This is a genomic window from Shewanella carassii, assembly GCF_019670705.1.
Classification (GTDB): Bacteria; Pseudomonadota; Gammaproteobacteria; order Enterobacterales; family Shewanellaceae; genus Shewanella; species Shewanella carassii.
On sequence record NZ_AP024618.1, the window covers coordinates 47,461 to 64,389 of the forward strand.

General features: G+C 49.9%; 14 protein-coding genes. 3 read left to right on the forward strand and 11 right to left on the reverse strand.

The window, feature by feature from the left end; translation table 11 throughout:
* Positions 1-61: 61 nt before the first annotated feature.
* Positions 62-1,840 (reverse strand): DUF885 domain-containing protein, encoded by a 1,779-nt coding sequence (locus K5621_RS00205; RefSeq protein ID WP_221050139.1) that lies wholly within the window; start codon positions 1,838-1,840, stop codon positions 62-64.
* A 198-nt stretch (positions 1,841-2,038) separates the two neighbouring features.
* On the opposite strand from K5621_RS00205, the gene add reads away from it, so the two are divergent.
* Complete coding sequence (gene add / locus K5621_RS00210) at positions 2,039-3,034, forward strand: adenosine deaminase (RefSeq protein WP_221050140.1); 996 nt, start codon at positions 2,039-2,041, stop codon at positions 3,032-3,034.
* Positions 3,035-3,098: 64 nt separating this feature from the next.
* On the opposite strand, the gene hemN is transcribed toward add, so the two are convergent.
* The 5 genes from hemN to K5621_RS00235 form a co-directional block, all read right to left on the reverse strand.
* On the reverse strand, positions 3,099-4,475 hold the full coding sequence (hemN, locus tag K5621_RS00215; RefSeq protein ID WP_100144538.1) for an oxygen-independent coproporphyrinogen III oxidase: 1,377 nt from the start codon (positions 4,473-4,475) through the stop codon (positions 3,099-3,101).
* 358 nt (positions 4,476-4,833) lie between these two features.
* Positions 4,834-5,301: a DUF2489 domain-containing protein gene (locus K5621_RS00220; RefSeq protein WP_100144536.1), complete on the reverse strand. Its 468-nt coding sequence runs from the start codon at positions 5,299-5,301 to the stop codon at positions 4,834-4,836.
* Between the two features lie 11 nt (positions 5,302-5,312).
* Complete coding sequence (yihI, locus tag K5621_RS00225) at positions 5,313-5,837, reverse strand: Der GTPase-activating protein YihI (RefSeq protein ID WP_025009063.1); 525 nt, start codon at positions 5,835-5,837, stop codon at positions 5,313-5,315.
* 47 nt (positions 5,838-5,884) lie between these two features.
* Entirely contained in the window at positions 5,885-6,571 is a 687-nt protein-coding gene (locus K5621_RS00230; protein WP_100144534.1) for a methyltransferase domain-containing protein, read from the reverse strand.
* A gap of 761 nt (positions 6,572-7,332) precedes the next feature.
* Positions 7,333-7,953: a c-type cytochrome gene (locus tag K5621_RS00235; RefSeq protein ID WP_100144532.1), complete on the reverse strand. Its 621-nt coding sequence runs from the start codon at positions 7,951-7,953 to the stop codon at positions 7,333-7,335.
* Positions 7,954-8,122: 169 nt separating this feature from the next.
* On the opposite strand from K5621_RS00235, the gene yihA reads away from it, so the two are divergent.
* Positions 8,123-8,767 carry a ribosome biogenesis GTP-binding protein YihA/YsxC gene (yihA, locus tag K5621_RS00240; RefSeq protein WP_100144570.1) on the forward strand — a complete coding sequence of 215 codons (645 nt, stop codon included), beginning with the start codon at positions 8,123-8,125 and terminating at the stop codon, positions 8,765-8,767.
* A 656-nt stretch (positions 8,768-9,423) separates the two neighbouring features.
* Here yihA and polA read toward each other — a convergent pair.
* On the reverse strand, positions 9,424-12,192 hold the full coding sequence (polA, locus tag K5621_RS00245) for a DNA polymerase I (RefSeq protein ID WP_221050142.1): 2,769 nt from the start codon (positions 12,190-12,192) through the stop codon (positions 9,424-9,426).
* A gap of 386 nt (positions 12,193-12,578) precedes the next feature.
* Here polA and elbB point away from each other — a divergent pair, with 386 nt between their 5' ends.
* Positions 12,579-13,232, forward strand: a complete 654-nt coding sequence (elbB, locus tag K5621_RS00250) for an isoprenoid biosynthesis glyoxalase ElbB (RefSeq protein WP_100144528.1) — start codon at positions 12,579-12,581, stop codon at positions 13,230-13,232.
* 112 nt (positions 13,233-13,344) lie between these two features.
* Here elbB and glpG read toward each other — a convergent pair whose 3' ends face one another.
* From glpG to K5621_RS00270, 4 genes are all read right to left on the reverse strand, one after another.
* Entirely contained in the window at positions 13,345-14,178 is an 834-nt protein-coding gene (glpG, locus tag K5621_RS00255; protein WP_100144527.1) for a rhomboid family intramembrane serine protease GlpG, read from the reverse strand.
* A 3-nt stretch (positions 14,179-14,181) separates the two neighbouring features.
* The gene (gene glpE / locus K5621_RS00260) at positions 14,182-14,484 is read right to left on the reverse strand and encodes a thiosulfate sulfurtransferase GlpE (RefSeq protein WP_025888989.1); all 303 of its coding nucleotides are present in this window, start codon (positions 14,482-14,484) and stop codon (positions 14,182-14,184) included.
* 78 nt (positions 14,485-14,562) lie between these two features.
* The gene (gene tdh / locus K5621_RS00265) at positions 14,563-15,588 is read right to left on the reverse strand and encodes an L-threonine 3-dehydrogenase (protein WP_100144525.1); all 1,026 of its coding nucleotides are present in this window, start codon (positions 15,586-15,588) and stop codon (positions 14,563-14,565) included.
* A 23-nt stretch (positions 15,589-15,611) separates the two neighbouring features.
* Positions 15,612-16,805: a glycine C-acetyltransferase gene (locus K5621_RS00270; RefSeq protein ID WP_221050143.1), complete on the reverse strand. Its 1,194-nt coding sequence runs from the start codon at positions 16,803-16,805 to the stop codon at positions 15,612-15,614.
* Between the last annotated feature and the right edge of the window lie 124 nt (positions 16,806-16,929).

Consider the following 16,929-nt stretch of genomic DNA (forward strand, 5'->3'; position numbering starts at 1 on the left):
TTTCCTGATCTAAAAAAGCCAGTGCTCAAAGGCACTGGCCGAGTGTATCAGAAACCGGGCTTCATTGCTGTGAGGCGATAAAGTCGGCTATCTGCTGTTCCAGTACAGACATGGGCACAGAGCCTTGCGCCAATACTGCATCGTGGAATTGGCGGATATCGAACTTTTCCCCCAGGGCGTCTTCTGCTTGCTTTCGCAGACGTTTGATAGTCAGCTCGCCAATCTTGTAGGCTAGCGCCTGCCCAGGCCAGGAGATATATCTGTCTATCTCTGTGGTGACATTGTGCAGTGACAGAGCCGTATTACCGGCCATAAAGTCTATTGCCTGCTGACGGCTCCAGCCTTGGGTGTGCATACCTGTATCGACTACCAAGCGAGCGGCGCGCCACATCTCGTAAGTCAGGCGTCCAAAGTTGCTGTAGGGATCCTGATAAAAACCCCCTTCCAGCCCCAAATATTCACTGTATAGTCCCCATCCCTCACCAAAGGCCGAGATATAGCTGTAGCGGCGAAAATCGGGCAGTTGCTCCAACTCTTGATTGAGAGATATCTGCAGGTGGTGACCCGGAACAGCTTCATGCAGGGTGAGTGCTTCCAACTCATAGAGAGGTCGCTTATCCAAGGCATATGTGTTCACCCAATAAAAACCCGCCACAGTCTCCGAGTTGGAACCGGAATAGCGCCCGGTTGTATATTTGGGGGCAATTTCGGCCGGTACAGGGGCGACGCCATAGGGTTTGCGGGGCAGCTTGCCAAAATAGCGTGGCAACATGGCATCGGCTTTTTTGGCTATATAGGAGGCTTCTTTGAGCAGTTGTTCCGGCGTGTTCACATAAAAGCGTTTGTCGGTGCGCATAAAATGCAGAAACTCAGCAAAGCTGCCTTTAAAACTGGTTTGTTCGATGATCTGTTCCATCTCGGCGCGGATCCGTTTTACTTCATTCAGCCCCAGTTGATGGACTTGCTCAGGCGTCATATCCAGAGTGGTGTAGTACTTGACCCTGTTTTCATAAAAGGCCCGACCATTGGGCAGTGCTGATGCGGCAATGCTCTGGCGGGCGCCGGGGATATATTCCTCGGTTATAAAGTCATAAAAGGTTTGATAACTTGGTAACACATGCTGCTCGACACTGGTGTACCCGGCATGGCTCAGTTCCTGTTTAAGATTGGCAGAAAAGTGCTCTGGAAACGTCTCAAACGGCTTGAAATAGCTACTTTGCTGCACTGGTACCATATAAGCCTGAATACTCTGTTCAAACCCTCTCAGTACAGATTGCGGCTGAGTGATACCTTCGGCAAGCCCCTGGCGCATCCAGTGTATCTGTTGCTGGAAGTAGCGCGGCAGAGATTGCAGTTTCTGCAGGTAGTGACGGTAATCGGCTTCTGTCTTGAATGCCCCTGAGGCCATAGAAGCAATGTAAGCGTGAAAGCCACTCTCTGAGGTAATCGGCAGGTAATGGGCCTTGAACCTGAAGCTATCCACACGCTCCTGTAGTTGGTATTCGAGAATACTGGCATTGATGGCGGCTTCTTTGCTCAGCTGTTCTCTGGGGATCGCCTTTAGCCGTTGCAATAGTGTTGAATTGGCCGCAGCATCGGCCGCCAGCGCTTCAGCTGACAAGTCTGCTAATTTGCCCGCGGCCGAGTCATCGCCAAACAGCAAGGCCATCTGAGGGCTTTCTGCCAGCCTTTGCTGCCAGGCATCGGTTATTAACTGCTGGAGTTGGCTATCGGCTTGAGATAGCTGCTTGCCTATTTCTGGCGTGTTGGCTTCATGGGCAGGGGTTTGGCAGGCGCCCAGGAATCCGGTGAGCAACAGGGGCAGCAGGAGTTTTTTCATTTGATTTTGTTCCTTTTTTATCCTTGATGAAGGATTATGCCTTAAGCCAGGATGGAGCCCCAGAGATTTAACGTCACCTTTTGGTAACAAAGCCTGTCGGTCGACTAAGAGGTGCTAACAAAAGGCGTGTTACACTTAAGCGTCCCCAGACCAAAAAATAACTAAATTGGCGGGGTAGTTCATACAGGGGTTATTTTTATGATTGATACTTCAATTCCGTTGGTCGATTTACATCGCCATCTGGATGGTAATGTCAGGGTTGAGACCATATGGGAACTGGGTCAGCAACATGGCGTTGCCTTGCCGGCGGCCTCGCTTGAGGCCTTGGCACCTTATGTACAGATCCAGGGTAAAGAATCCAGTCTAGTAGCTTTCTTGAAAAAGCTGGACTGGATGGTTGCCGTGCTGGCCGATCTGGATGCGGTAAAGCGGGTGGCTTATGAAAACGTCGCCGATGCAGCATTGTCTGGGCTGGACTACGCCGAATTAAGATTCAGCCCTTACTACATGGCTATGAATCATAAGTTGCCGATAGAGGGTGTGGTAGAGGCCGTTATTGATGGCGTAAAAGCCGGGCTCAAGGATTATCAGGTCAAGATAAAACTGATAGGTATTCTGTCTCGCTCATTTGGTCAGCAGGCTTGTACCCAGGAGTTGGATGGCTTGCTCGCGCACCGGGCATCTCTGGTCGCGGTCGATTTGGCCGGTGATGAGTTGGGTTTCCCCGGAGAGCTGTTCAACGAGCATTTCAAGCGGGTGCGTGATGCCGGACTTCAGATCACGGCTCATGCCGGAGAGGCTGCCGGTGCTCAAAGCATGTGGCAAGCCATCAAGGAGTTGGGAGCGACTCGGATAGGCCATGGAGTCAATGCGATTCATGATCCCAAATTGATGGAGTATCTGGTGGAACACAAGATAGGTATCGAGTCCTGCCCCACCAGTAATTTGCATACCTCTACTGTGAACAGCTATCAGGAGCATCCGCTGCGAACCTTTATGGAAGCCGGTGTGTTGGTTGGCTTGAATACCGATGATCCAGGCGTCAGCGCCATAGATATCAAGCATGAATATCGTGTAGTTAAGCGGGAGATGGGCTTCACCGACGCTGAATTGGCCAAGCTGCAGCGTAATGGCGTAGAGATGGCCTTCCTCTCTGACAGCGAGCGCCGGGAACTTTACGCCGCTAAAGTATAAAAGTTTGGTTCAGACACAAAAAAAGCCGATGAGTTACTCATCGGCTTTTTTATTCTACTCAGGGTTAAATTACCCGGGAGAACTGTTGCTGACGTGCCTTTTCTCGGAAGTAGACATCGAAACAGATACAGATATTACGGATCAACAGGCGCCCGGTTGGGCTGATGCTGATCTGACGGTTCTCAACGTTAACCAGTTTATCATCGATAAAGGTTTGCAGCAGCTTGAGATCTTCGGCGAAGTAATCTTCAAACTGGATCCCCAGTTGTTGCTCCATCTTGCCCATATCAAGCTCAAAGTGACAGATAAGCTGCTTGATCACCGCGCGGCGGATTTCGTCATCACGGTTGAGTTTGCAGCCTTTCCACAGAGCGTGGCCCTGCTCATCTATGGCTTCATAGTAAGGGCGAATATCTTTTTGGTTCTGTGCATAACAGTCACCAATCTGACTGATGGATGACACCCCTAGTCCAAGGAGGTCGCACTCTTCCTGGGTGGTATAACCTTGGAAGTTACGGTGCAATTTGCCTTCTCTTTGCAGTTTGGCCAGCTCATCATCCGGTTTGGCGAAGTGATCCATACCTATGTATTGGTAGCCGGCGCCGGTCAGAGTCTCAATAGTCTGGTGCAGTATGTCCAGCTTCTGTTGCGGACTGGGCAAATGCTCATCTTTGATTTTCCGCTGGGCCGCGAAGCGGGCCGGCAAGTGAGCGTAGTTGAATACAGACAGCCGGTCTGGAGACAGATCCAGAATGCGCTGAATGGTTTCGGCAAAGGTTTCCGGTGTTTGATGAGGCAGGCCGTAAATCAAATCGACGTTGGTAGAAACAAAGCCCATCTCTTTGGCTTTTTTGATCAGCGCAAAGATAAAGTCTTCATCCTGTTCACGGTTAACTGCTGCTTGAACCTCTTTATTGAAGTCCTGCACCCCGATGGAGATACGGTTGAAGCCAGCTTCCTTGAGGGCATCCAGCATAGAGAGTTCGATTTCTCTAGGGTCGACTTCGATAGAATATTCACCCTGTTCGGCAAAGTTGAAGTGACTCTTCAATAGTGACGATAACTTGATGATTTGCTCTGGGTTAAGGAAAGTCGGCGTACCGCCGCCCCAGTGCATCTGGGTCACTGTGTAGTGTTTGAACAGTGGCGCCCGCTTAACGATCTCGGCTGCCAGGTACTCTATGTACTGATCGGCTTTGTGCTGATGTCGGGTGATGACCTTGTTACAGCCGCAGTAATAGCAGAGTTTGGCACAGAAGGGGATATGAATATACAGAGACAGTTTGTCACTTTTGCTGCCGGCAATGGCCGACAGTAAGTCGCCTTCGGTGAATGAGTCGTCAAACTCCAGCGCCGTTGGGTAGGAAGTATAACGGGGACCGCTGTAGTTATATTTCTCGATCATTGATTGATCCCAGCTGATATGAGTGGGCTGCTTCAAGGCGTGTCCTCCGACAGTAAATTAGCAATGAGCGAAGTATGCAGGGTTATAGCTCAAATAAACTTGATCCAGGTTGTAAAAATTATATGTACACAACCAAACGTTAGGGAATATCTATGAAAATTCTTCTAATGTCTGTTGTCTTATTGAGGTTTTGTGCACCGACTCACGCCTGCGGAAATATTCGGCATGCTCGATGGCTGCCTGGTTGAGTCGACAGAGCCTGCAAAGGTTATCAATTCTGGCCATTGTCACACCATAGGTCTGTATTTAGGGAGTTGTTTGCTCTTTTTTTGGGGGGCTTGGCGGCGTAAAGAAAGGTCTGCCGACTGTCTGGTGTAAGTCGGCAGCGGAGGCCTCAGTGAGTCGGTTTTAGTTGAAACTCCGAGAGTTTCTTGGCATCGGCTAATATGCCTTGTTCCAGTTCGGCTTCAGATTTCATTCTGGCCAGGTCGAGCCGCATCCGTTCTTGCTTGGGTAATTTAGCCCTGGCCTCCAGAATGGGGTGGTCCTTAATGCGCTCAAAATGCATAAACACATCCGGGTAATCACCACTGACTCTCTCTGTCAGCGACAGCAGATCGAATAGTTTAACGATTCTGACCACTCCTTCAGACAACTCACAACGCTCTTCAGTCATTGCGGCAGCAATATAGCGAATATCGGCAAGCAGGGATGCCTGTTTAGCTTCCATAGCGGCCTTTTGCTCAGCCATTGTTTGCTCTCTGGCCTGGGTTTGTCTTCTCAGACGCAGCAGCAACACAGTGGCATAGGCGCTGAGGCCTATGATGATCAACATGGCTAAGCTAATAAGGATAAACTGCATCCCGGCCTCCGTTAGTTGTCTTGGTATTGTTTCAGAAGCTCAGCACCGGATTCGAATTTCTCCAGCAACTCGTCATCACTATGACCCTTGCTTGGGGCTTCATCGGCCTGATCCAAATCGGTAATGCCAAGTTTTTCCATCAGCTTCTCTATCTTGGCCAATTGCCGCTCCAGCCATTGCTGGTCATCGGCGGCCAGTTCCCGCCCTTCTTCCAGCTGATCCAGCAGCTTATTCAGGCGCGGATCTTCCTCCAGTTGCAGCAGCAACTGTTCATCGGTCAGTTTGGGTTGTTTGGGCTGTGCAACCTTTTCTTTGACTATATCCAGAGCGACAGGCTTTTTACTGCCAAGGCGGATATCTTGTTTGTCAGAGCCTGCACGCTTTTGCCCCTTTGGAGCAGCAGGGTTCTGGCGGCTGCCAGCCTTATTACCTGAGTCCTGCTTCTTCCGAGCCGGAGCGCGCTCAGATTTCTTGGTTCTGGGGGCCAGTTTGGGGTTGTTCTCGCCGACTTTTCGGGTCTTTTTACTACGGGACATAATTCTCTCGATAAAAAGTAGTGGGTTGCATCCGAACCGTGCCGGGTTCAGTCTACAAGCGGCGGTTCTGCATTAAGGTCGCGTGTTATAGCAGATCCTGATGTTTTTTGCATCAAGATGAAGTCTTGCGCTGCAAATATTAGCTTAAATTGGCCTAGAGATGCCAAGTAAGCAAAAGTCTGTTGTTGATAGAAGCTGACATGAGTCGGATTGTTCTTGTAATGCCACTTGGGAAACGCCTCCAGAGAGGTCAGTAGAGGGGTGGATATGGCCAGCCAACCCCCTGGTTTCAGCAGTGTTTCGATTAAGCTCCACTCTTTGGCTGGGGTTCTGAAGTGCTCGAACACCCGAAAACAACAGATAAAGTCATATTGGTGGTGTAGTAGCTGGTGGTCTGCCGCAAAAAAGGGATCAAACTGTTGTAAGTGGTGACCGGCGTTGCTGATCTGCTGCAGTCCTTCTTTGCTTAGCACCCGGCCGAAGTTGAGACCAAATAGCGGCGCTGGTTGCAAAGATTGAAGTTGTTCCAACAAAGGGTGGATAAAGCGTGCCAACTGCTTTTGTTTTCCTGCTTGGCGGGCTCGGCCGTAACGCTGCTTTTCGGCATCGGGTAACAGATAACTGTTGGAATCTGCAAACAACAGTCTACATTCAGGGCAGAGATAGAAACTTCGTTTCTTATCCTGAAAGCTGAGTTTAGCCTGATCATGATGACACAGGGGACAGCGACGCATGGGCTAATTAATATCTGCTCAATGTTGGTTGATAAATTATGCCATAAAAAAAGGCGGCAGTATGGCTGCCGCCTTATGATGGTGCTAGTTAACACCCTATTCTGATTTCAAGTTTCCTTACTTGCTATGCGACTTTCCCGGTCGATATCCTTCTTTTTTTGACAGCTTTCCTTGCAGTTTTTCTCGTTATCGGTCTTCCAGACACTTTCTTGGGTTTCCTGAAAATAGTGACGGCCAAATGACTCATCATTATCCAGTCGTCTTCTGTGACGCCTAACAGACCATCCATGTCTACTAAGTACCTTCCAGTGATAACAAGCTTCCAGCCAGTGCATCCAAAGCGCGTTGCTTCCCGTGCTAATGTTTGAGTCCTGCAAACATCTTCCTGTTGGAGCGAGTTCCCCTGTTTATTCGTAAGGACAATGCTAAAAAGCGCGTTGGCAAAATCGCCGGTTCCTTACTTTTATTGACCTGGACTTCAAACTGAAATCTCGACTCATTATTATTATTTGCGAGTGGTCTTAGCTGTCTTATTGTTATTGGATTGCTTTATTCTTATATCTTGAATGTAAATTATACCGAAACCTGAATGTTGTTGGAAAAGTTTTTATACAAACAGATGGGTTTATCTCGGTACGGGCACAATTAAACCTAAATCTGTGATCTGTGTCAAGCAATAATATTTTCAGTTTACGTAAACGTAAGCTTTATGGTTAAAGAAAAGGGGGAAATATTACCCCCTCTTAAACAATTTTTAGTAATTATTTCAAGCTGGAGATGTACTTAGCCAGCGCTTCAATGTCAGCATCATTCAGTTTTTTTGCCGTGTCTTGCATCATTCCATTGAGATCGTTATGACGGCTTTGATCGCGGAATTTATTCAATTGAATTTTAACGTAGTTGGCGTGTTGTCCTGCTACTGCCGGGAAACCGGCCAGTTCGCTACCTTTGCCTTCTGGACCGTGACAAGCAGAACAAGCCGCTATGCCACGAGACATATCGCCGCCCTTGAAAAGCTTTTCGCCTGCATCTGGAACATCTTTAACTTCAGCAACCTGCAATGTTTGACTGGCGAAATAAGCAGCAATATCGGCAATATCTTGATCACTCAAGGCTACCGCCATGCCACCCATGATAGGATCCATACGACCATCTTTACCACCAGTTTGAGCAGCACTACGAAACTCTCGCAGTTGTTTCTGTAGATAGGTTGTATGCTGGCCAGCAAGTTTAGGGTACATGTCAATCATGCTGTTGCCATCAAGACCATGGCAGGCAGAGCAGACAATGGCTTTGGTTTTTCCCGCTTCAGCATTACCTTCAGCAATCGCAGGTGAAGATATGGTGGCGACTACAGACAGCGCAAGGGCTAACTTTTTCATGGCGTTCCAACTTCTTTCGTTAAATTATTGTCCTGAGCTTACTAGGGAGACCCGCAAGCGTGGTAAAATACAAATAATGTGATCAAGATAATATTTTACACGAAAACGTGGAAAAGTAAGCAAGTCTTCAATATTTATGCTATCACCCAGCAAAACTCCGGAGTCAGAAGTGACAGCCACTCGTATCGATTTTCGCAAGACAAAATTCCTTATCAGCGCGCCTGATATTGCCCACTTAGACAAGCATTTACCAGGCGATACCGGCGTTGAAATCGCCTTTGCTGGTCGCTCAAATGCCGGTAAATCAAGTGCTTTGAATGCTTTGACCGAGCAGAAAAACCTTGCCAGAACCAGTAAAACTCCTGGGCGTACCCAACTGATCAACGTGTTTGAGCTCGATGAACAGCGGCGTTTAGTGGATTTACCCGGCTACGGTTTTGCTCAGGTACCATTGGCGATGAAGATCAAGTGGCAGGAGTCTCTGGGAGAATATTTACAAAAGCGTGCTTGTTTGAGTGGTGTTGTGGTGCTGATGGATATTCGTCATCCATTGAAAGACTTAGACTTGCAGATGATCGAATGGGCTGTTGCCAGCGAGATCCCTGTACTGGCGTTGCTGACTAAGGCCGATAAGCTGCCACAGAGTGCCAAGATGAAGACGGTCAATGAGGTCCGTAAAGCGCTGGCTGACTTTGGTGACTGGGTCAGGGTTGAACCTTTCTCATCATTGAAGGGTACTGGGAAACCAAAAGTGTTGGCGATTCTAGATGAATGGTGCCACCCAGCTTGGTTGGGACAAGAAGATAGCGAATAAGAGTGATGAACTAGAACCATTCAGCGGCAGCCATGGAGGCTGCCGTTTTTGTATCAATAGGCCGCGCAGAGCCGTTTGAGACAAAAAAAACCGGCGACTCAGTCACCGGTTAACTTAGCTCTTTTGGGGAGAAGCTAAAATTTCAACAAGACTCAAGTACCATCAAACTTGGACTTCGATGGCTCTCAATGCGGTTAGCATAACGCGAATTGGTTACAGTTTAAAGTAATTACTCTAAAAAATATTGCAGACAAAAAAAAGCCCCAGCAAATGATTGCTGGGGCGCCAGAATTTGGCTGATCACTAAAAGTGAAATAAAGGTCTGAAAGATAGAACATCTTAACCTCTGTACCCTACGCCGAGAATATTACTGCATTTATCGCTAATGGGAAAACTGTTTTTTGGAAAACACAACAATAATGTGGACTCGATCACAGGAATTGTTGGTTGCAAAAGCGCGATATGATCTCAGAATTACGAAAATGTGTTTAAAATGCAGGCTGTTAGCTCTTTTTTGTCGAATAATTGACTGAAACTGTTGTTTTTAGTTCATCTGGGTTGGTTTGTAACGTCTGTGGTGGCTGCCTAGTCTGAAGTTATGTTCGAAAAACAAAAAAGCCATCCGCAAGGATGGCTTTGATACTGAGGTACAATTGTTAGTGGGCTTGGTCCCAGCTGTCACCCAGGCCGGCTTCGGCCAGTAAAGGGACATCCAGGGTAGCCGCTTCAGCCATGAGTTTGCAGATCTGTTGTTGCAGCTCTTCGGCTTTCGCTGCATCGACCTCAAACACCAATTCATCGTGAACTTGCATGATCATGGTGATTTCCCCCTTGGTGTCAGCAGCTATCCAGTTGGCAACTTTGATCATCGCCTTTTTGATAATGTCGGCTGCTGTACCCTGCATAGGAGCGTTGATAGCCGCTCGTTCTGCGGCTTGACGCCTCATGGCGTTGCGGTCGCGGATTTCCGGCAGATATAAGCGTCTGCCAAAGAGTGTGGAGACATAACCTTGCTCGGCGGCGAGTGCCCGGGTCTCTTCCATATACTTGAGCACGCCGGGATAACGCTTGAAGTAGGTATCCATATAGCTTTGTGCTTCAGTGCGAGGAATATCCAGTTGGCGTGCCAAGCCAAAGGCCGACATGCCATAAATCAGACCGAAGTTAACCGCCTTGGCGCGGCGACGCTGTTCTGGAGTGACAGTTTCAAACGCTACATCGAAGACTTCAGCCGCTGTTGCTCTGTGAATATCTTTACCCTCGGCGAATGCTGCCAGCAGGCCGGCATCCTGGGACAAGTGAGCCATGATCCTGAGCTCAATCTGTGAATAGTCGGCGGCCAAAATCTTGCGCCCTGAAGGTGCGATAAAGGCTTGACGAATTCTACGTCCCTCTTCGGTGCGGATAGGAATATTCTGCAGGTTAGGGTCGCTGGATGACAAACGGCCGGTAGCGGCGTTAGCCTGATGGTAGCTGGTGTGCACTCTACCGGTTTTGCCATTGATCATCAGCGGTAATTTATCCGTGTAGGTGCTCTTTAGTTTGGTCAGGCTACGATGTTCGAGAATGATCTTTGGCAATGGATAATCCAGCGCCAACTCTATCAGCACTTCTTCTGCGGTGGAGGGGGCGCCTTTCGGAGTTTTCTTGATCACCGGATAACCCAGCTTTTCGAAGAATAGTGCCTGCAGTTGTTTGGGGGAACTGAGGTTGAATTTCTCTCCGGCGATCTCGTAGGCTTTTTGCTCCAACGCATCTATTTTTTGCGCCAGCTCATCACTCTGTTGCGACAATTGCATACTATCGATCAGCACGCCGTCACGCTCCATCTGTGACAACACCTGAATAAGTGGTAGTTCAAGTTCCGTGAAAACCTTGGCTAACTCTTGCTCCCGTTCGAGCCTGGGCCACAGATGTTGATGTAGCCTAAGAGTAATATCGGCATCTTCGGCCGCGTAAGGCGATGCAGTTTCCAGAGGGATCTGGTTGAATGTCAGCTGCTTGGCGCCTTTACCTGCAATCTCTTCGAAACTGACACATTTGTGCCCCAGGTACTTGAGTGCCAGTCCGTCCATGTCGTGCCTGGATGCCACTGAGTTGAAGACATAGGATTCGAGCATGGTATCGAAGGCAACACCGGCCAGCTTGATACCGGCATTGGCCAGAATACTGATGTCATATTTTAGATTTTGACCGACCTTCTTTATCTCAGGGTTTTCAAGAATCGGTTTGAGCTTGGCCAATACCTTTTCCCGGGGCAGTTGCTCGGGGGCTCCTGGGTAATCGTGCCCCAGAGGTAGATAGACCGCCTCTCCGGCCTTGACAGCAAAAGACAGCCCTACCAGTTTAGCATCCATATAATTGAGGCTGGTGGTTTCGGTATCTACCGCCATCAGTTCGGCTTCGGCTAACTTTTTCAGCCATTTTTCCAGGGCGGCCTCGGTCAGTATGGTTTCGTATTCTGTCTCTATCGTGGCTGGTGCTGCAGTTTCTTCCTGGGTTTCAGCCGTTGCAGTCTTGACCGCCAAGGGATGCGGGATCTTGTTATCCAGGACTTCTGCCAACCAACGTTTAAACTCCATCTCACCATAAAGCTGCGCCAACTGGTCTTTGTTGGGCTCGGTAATATTGAGTTGGTGCCAGTCCAGATCCAGCTCGCAATCTGTTTTGATGGTCGCCAGATCGTAGGAGAGTTGCAGCATCTCGGCGTTGTCGATGATTTTCTTGGCCATGGTCTTGGCACCACGGAAGCCCAGTTCTGTGACGCAATCCGGTTGCTGCAATAGCTTGGCGACCCCACCTGCACCTGTCAGCATGGCCAACGCGGTTTTTTCACCCACTCCAGGCAAGCCTGGGATGTTATCGGCCTTGTCGCCCATCAGTGCTAGCAGGTCGATAATAAGCTCGGGGCCAACACCAAATTTGCTGGTGACCTCTTCCGGCCCCATTATGGTGTCTGTCATTGTGTTGATCAGGGTGACATTGTCATCTACCAGCTGCGCCATATCCTTATCGCCTGTGCTGATCAGAATGGCACGTCCTTCCTTACTGGCCCTGGAGGCAAGGGTACCTATTACGTCATCGGCTTCTACTCCTGGTATACACAAGAGTGGCAGACCAAGAGCCTCGATGATGGCATGCAGAGGCGCTATCTGATTGCGCAGATCATCCGGCATTGGTGGCCTATGAGCCTTGTATTCGGCATACATCTCGTTGCGGAATGTCGGACCCTTGGCATCAAAAACAACCGCCATTTGATGTGGCTTGTATTTACCCAGTAAGCTGCGCAACATGTTGACTACGCCGTAAACCGCCCCGGTTGCTTCACCCTTGGAGTTGGTTAGGTGAGGTGGTGCATAGTAGGCCCGATAGAGATAGGAAGAACCATCCACAAGGACGAGGGGGTTTTCTGCGATTATTGGCATAGTTTTGTTTCAATCTAAGCTGTCTTAAGTGCTGCTAAGCATGCCATACCAAGGCATTTTCGGCCATGACAAAATCACCCTCAGCCTGTGGATAAGTCTGTGAGTGAAAAAATCAACATAGAGAAAGGTAACGGCTAACAACTCAAGGTTGTTTTTATAACCTGTTGATATTTATTTGCTATTTGCTTTTTTGTGAGTCAGGTAAAAATTTTGATAAATTTTCCAGGTTGTGGATTTTTTAAATTCCTTTTCCAGACTTATAGTCAAAGTAGCTGTAAAATTCGCCTCTTCGCAGAGACGATGAATTAAGTTAGCATGATTTTTAATCAGATCAACCGATTTGTAGTGCGTTTGTTAAATTCAAATGTCATAAGGGGGAGTTTTTAATGAAGAAAATCGCAGTTCTTCTCAGTGGTTGTGGTGTTTTCGATGGCAGTGAAATTCATGAGGCAGTGTTGACTCTGTTGTCTCTGTCCCGTTCTGGTGCGGCTTACCAGTGTTTTGCTCCCGATATCCCTCAAATGCATGTAGTTAATCATCTCAAGGGGGAGGTGGTGGAAACTGAGCAGCGTAACGTGCTGGAAGAAGCTGCTCGTATTGCCCGAGGTGATATCAAGGCGACATCTGAGCTGAATCTGGCCGACTTCGATGGTCTGATCATTCCCGGTGGCTTCGGGGCTGCTAAAAATCTCTGTAACTTTGCCATAAATGGCAGCAATAGTGAGATTGCTGTTCCAGTGCGTGAGTTTATCAGCCGCTTTATCAGTGCCGACAAGGTGGTAGGCTTTATCTGTATCGCGCCTGTGATGATCCCAGGTCTCTATGGTAAGGGTGCTAAAGGCACCATAGGGACGGACGTCGAAACCGCAGCGGCCTATACTGCCATGGGTGGTGAACATCAAAATGCCAAGGTAGATGAAATTGTGGTCGACAGTGAGCGCAAGATAGTCAGCACCCCGGCTTACATGCTGGCAGGTTCCATTGCCGAGGCCAATAGTGGCATTGAAAAGCTGGTGGCTAAGGTGTTGGAGCTGGCCTAAACCCTGTCCAAGTTACTTTGAACCTATTCAAGAGGGAGCCTGAGCTCCCTCTTTTTACTGTTGCCGACTGTGCAGAGTGGCTTTGGCGTCTACAAAGCTGAGCCACATAGGATTAGCTTTTCTTGCGGTTGTCGAGCCAGCCTTGGGCCAGCCCGACCAAGAGCCCACCCAGATGCGCGCCGTTGGCTATCGACAGGCCAAACACATCCATAAAGCCAAGCACCAGCCACAGCAACATAAAGCCCATCATGGCCGGTGGCAGGCCTATGCCTTTCTCTGGGCTCATGCGGCCGCTGACCCAGGTATAACCCACCAGGCCATACACAACTCCGGAAAGACCGCCGAAGTTGGGACCACTGAGATAGAACTGCACTATATTGGGCAATGTGCCGGCGACCAACAGCAGGGTCAATAAAGGAGCAAGACCGATACGGTTTTCTATCTTGCCACCCAAGACCCACCACCAGAGTAGGTTAAAGGTGATATGCAGCGCCGAGAAGTGCAGTAGGCTCGGGGTAAACAAGCGCCAAAATTGGCTGAAACCGGCATCTGAAGTGGCGCCAAAGAAGGCCAGGGCTTCGAATACCTGATTGCCATAGCCCAGATTCATGGCTGCGAAGATAGCTATGCAGACCAGCAGAATGATCAGCGTCAGCGGTCCGGCGCCGGTAATAAATTGACTCAGCAGTTGCAGCGATGGTGCGCCATAGTCAAAGCGGATGCGGTTGTCGCCATGATCCCAAGAGGCCTGCAGATATTTGGGGTTTAACGGATCCTGAACAAAGTCGAGAAACGCTTTGCGCCCCTTGGCTTGGTCTGTGTCCTCGATGACATGGATGGCCACTCCCTGTTCCAGATGCATGATACGACAGGGGATCCCTTCACCCTTGAGGTAGTCTACCAGCGCCTGAGCGGCGCGTTCGTTGGGGAGGCGGCCGATTTCCATGTCTCAGTCCCTCGGCCAGGCAGCGAAACCGCCATCCAGGCTGTAAACCTCATCGAATCCTTGATGTTGCAGATATTCCGCCGCACTTTGGCTGCTGATGCCATGATAACAGCAGACAACCAAGGGCTTATCCATATCGGCGTCCCTGAGATAGTCGGCCAGATTGTCATTGCCGAGGCGAACGGCGCCGGGAATATGGGCCGTCTCGAAACTGGCCGGATCGCGAATATCAACTATCTGCAGCTCGGCATCTTCGGCCATCATTTGCTGGAGTTGAACGACAGAAAGGTGTTGGTAACTGGACATAGTTTGCCTGTAAAAGAGGTAGTGCTTGTTGACAGTGTGCATCAGGGCGCTGCATGAGTACAGCGCCCTATTTGAGGATCAATCCCAGCTGAGAATGACCTTGCCGGATTGACCCGAGCGCATGGCATCGAAGCCCTGCTGGAAGTCATCCACCTTGTAATGGTGGGTGATAATAGGTGCAATATCCAATCCTGACTGGATCAGGCTGGCCATCTTGTACCAGGTTTCAAACATTTCCCGGCCATAGATGCCCTTTATCACCAACCCCTTGAAGATGACCTTGCTCCAGTCTATCGCCATATCGCCACCCGGGATCCCCAACATGGCAATTTTGCCACCGTGGTTCATGGTATCCAGCATGGAGTGGAAGGCAGACGGTACACCGGACATTTCCAGGCCGATATCGAAGCCTTCTGTCATACCGAGCTCGCTCATCACATCTTCGAGTTTTTCCTTGGCCACATTGACGGCTCGGGTCGCCCCCAGCTTGCGTGCCAGTTCCAGACGGTATTCGTTGACATCTGTGACAACTACGTGGCGGGCACCGACATGGCGACAAACCGCGGCGGCCATAATGCCTATGGGGCCGGCTCCGGTGATCAGCACATCTTCACCAACGAGATCAAACGACAGCGCAGTGTGTACCGCGTTGCCAAAGGGGTCAAAGATAGCGGCCAGATCATCGCTGATATCATCGGGGATCTTGAAGGCGTTGAAGGCCGGGATTACCAGATATTCGGCGAAGGCGCCTTCGCGGTTGACCCCAACACCGACTGTGTTACGGCACAAATGAGTACGGCCACCCCGGCAATTACGGCAGTGACCACAGGTGATATGACCTTCGCCTGACACCCGATCACCAATATTGAAGCCTCGCACTTCCTGGCCCATGTCTACCACTTCGCCGACATATTCATGGCCGACAACCATAGGAACTGGGATGGTCTTTTGTGACCACTCATCCCAGTTGTAGATATGCACATCGGTACCACAGATGGCGGTCTTGCGGATCTTGATCAGCAGATCGTTATGGCCCATTTCCGGCTTGGGCGCGTCGACCATCCAGATGCCTTGTTCAGGCTTGAGTTTGCTCAGTGCTTTCATCATGTTACTCCATGGGATAGGTATCAGATGATACCCATCTCCTTACCGATTCGGGTGAAGGCTTCGATGGCCTTGTCCAGCTGTTCACGGCTGTGAGCCGCCGACATCTGGGTACGGATACGGGCCTGTCCCTTGGGTACTACCGGGAAGGAGAAGCCGATAACATAGATATTTTCCTGCAACAGGCGGTTGGCGAAGTCACTGGCCAACTTGGCATCACCCAGCATGACCGGCACTATGGCGTGGTCGGCACCGGCCAGGGTGAATCCGGCTGCAGCCATTTTTTCACGGAAATAACGGCTGTTTTCCCATACCGCTTCGCGCAGTTCCTGGCCCTCTTTGAGCATCTCCAGCACCCGAATCGAAGCGCTGACGATGGAAGGCGCCAGTGAGTTGGAGAATAGGTAAGGGCGTGAGCGCTGACGCAGCCAATCGACTACTTCTTTGCGGGCCGCGGTGAAGCCGCCGGAAGCGCCGCCCAGCGCCTTACCCAGGGTGCCCGTGATGATGTCAACGCGACCCATCACATCGCAATACTCGTGGGTGCCACGGCCGTTCTGGCCGATAAAGCCAACGGCATGGGAGTCATCGACCATGACCAGAGCGCCGTATTGGTCGGCGAGGTCACAGATACCCTTGAGGTTGGCAATAACCCCATCCATGGAAAACACCCCATCTGTCGCTATCAAGATATGGCGGGCACCAGCATCGCGGGCGGCGATCAGTTGGGTTTCTAGGTCGGCCATATCATTGTTGGCGTAGCGGAAACGCTTGGCCTTACACAGGCGAATACCGTCAATGATGGAAGCATGGTTCAGGGCATCTGACACTATGGCATCTTCCGGGCCTAACAGGGTTTCAAATAGACCTGTGTTGGCATCGAAGCAGGAGGAGTAGAGGATGGTATCTTCCATACCGAGAAATTCGGACAGATTGGCTTCCAGTTGCTTGTGAATGTCCTGGGTTCCGCAAATAAAACGTACCGAGGCCATGCCGAAGCCATGGTCTGCCAACCCGACCTGCGCCGCCTTGATCAATTCAGGGTGATTAGCCAGACCCAGGTAGTTGTTGGCGCAGAAGTTGATAACTTCTGCTTCGTTGACGCGAATGGCCGGTTGCTGTGGAGAAACTATTACACGTTCGCTCTTGTACAGACCTTCGGCCTTGACATCGGCAAGCTGTTGGTTGATCTGATCGTAGAATGAGGTAGATGCCACCTTAAGTCTCCTTGATTGGATTATTCTGTTTATTGGAGTGGTGGCATTTTAACCCTAAAGCCAATGGCTCAACACTCTTTTTTAAGCTGGTCCAGTAGGGATAAATCAGATTAGGGCTAGTGCT

Bases quoted from the DNA above. Each gene is read 5' to 3' on its own strand.
- K5621_RS00205 (WP_221050139.1), bottom strand. From the start codon at position 1,840: ATGAAAAAACTCCTGCTGCCCCTGTTGCTCACCGGATTCCTGGGCGCC.
- add (WP_221050140.1), top strand. From the start codon at position 2,039: ATGATTGATACTTCAATTCCGTTGGTCGATTTACATCGCCATCTGGAT.
- K5621_RS00220 (WP_100144536.1), bottom strand. From the start codon at position 5,301: ATGCAGTTTATCCTTATTAGCTTAGCCATGTTGATCATCATAGGCCTC.
- yihI (WP_025009063.1), bottom strand. From the start codon at position 5,837: ATGTCCCGTAGTAAAAAGACCCGAAAAGTCGGCGAGAACAACCCCAAA.
- K5621_RS00230 (WP_100144534.1), bottom strand. From the start codon at position 6,571: ATGCGTCGCTGTCCCCTGTGTCATCATGATCAGGCTAAACTCAGCTTT.
- K5621_RS00235 (WP_100144532.1), bottom strand. From the start codon at position 7,953: ATGAAAAAGTTAGCCCTTGCGCTGTCTGTAGTCGCCACCATATCTTCA.
- polA (WP_221050142.1), bottom strand. From the start codon at position 12,192: ATGCCAATAATCGCAGAAAACCCCCTCGTCCTTGTGGATGGTTCTTCC.
- elbB (WP_100144528.1), top strand. From the start codon at position 12,579: ATGAAGAAAATCGCAGTTCTTCTCAGTGGTTGTGGTGTTTTCGATGGC.
- glpG (WP_100144527.1), bottom strand. From the start codon at position 14,178: ATGGAAATCGGCCGCCTCCCCAACGAACGCGCCGCTCAGGCGCTGGTA.
- glpE (WP_025888989.1), bottom strand. From the start codon at position 14,484: ATGTCCAGTTACCAACACCTTTCTGTCGTTCAACTCCAGCAAATGATG.
- tdh (WP_100144525.1), bottom strand. From the start codon at position 15,588: ATGAAAGCACTGAGCAAACTCAAGCCTGAACAAGGCATCTGGATGGTC.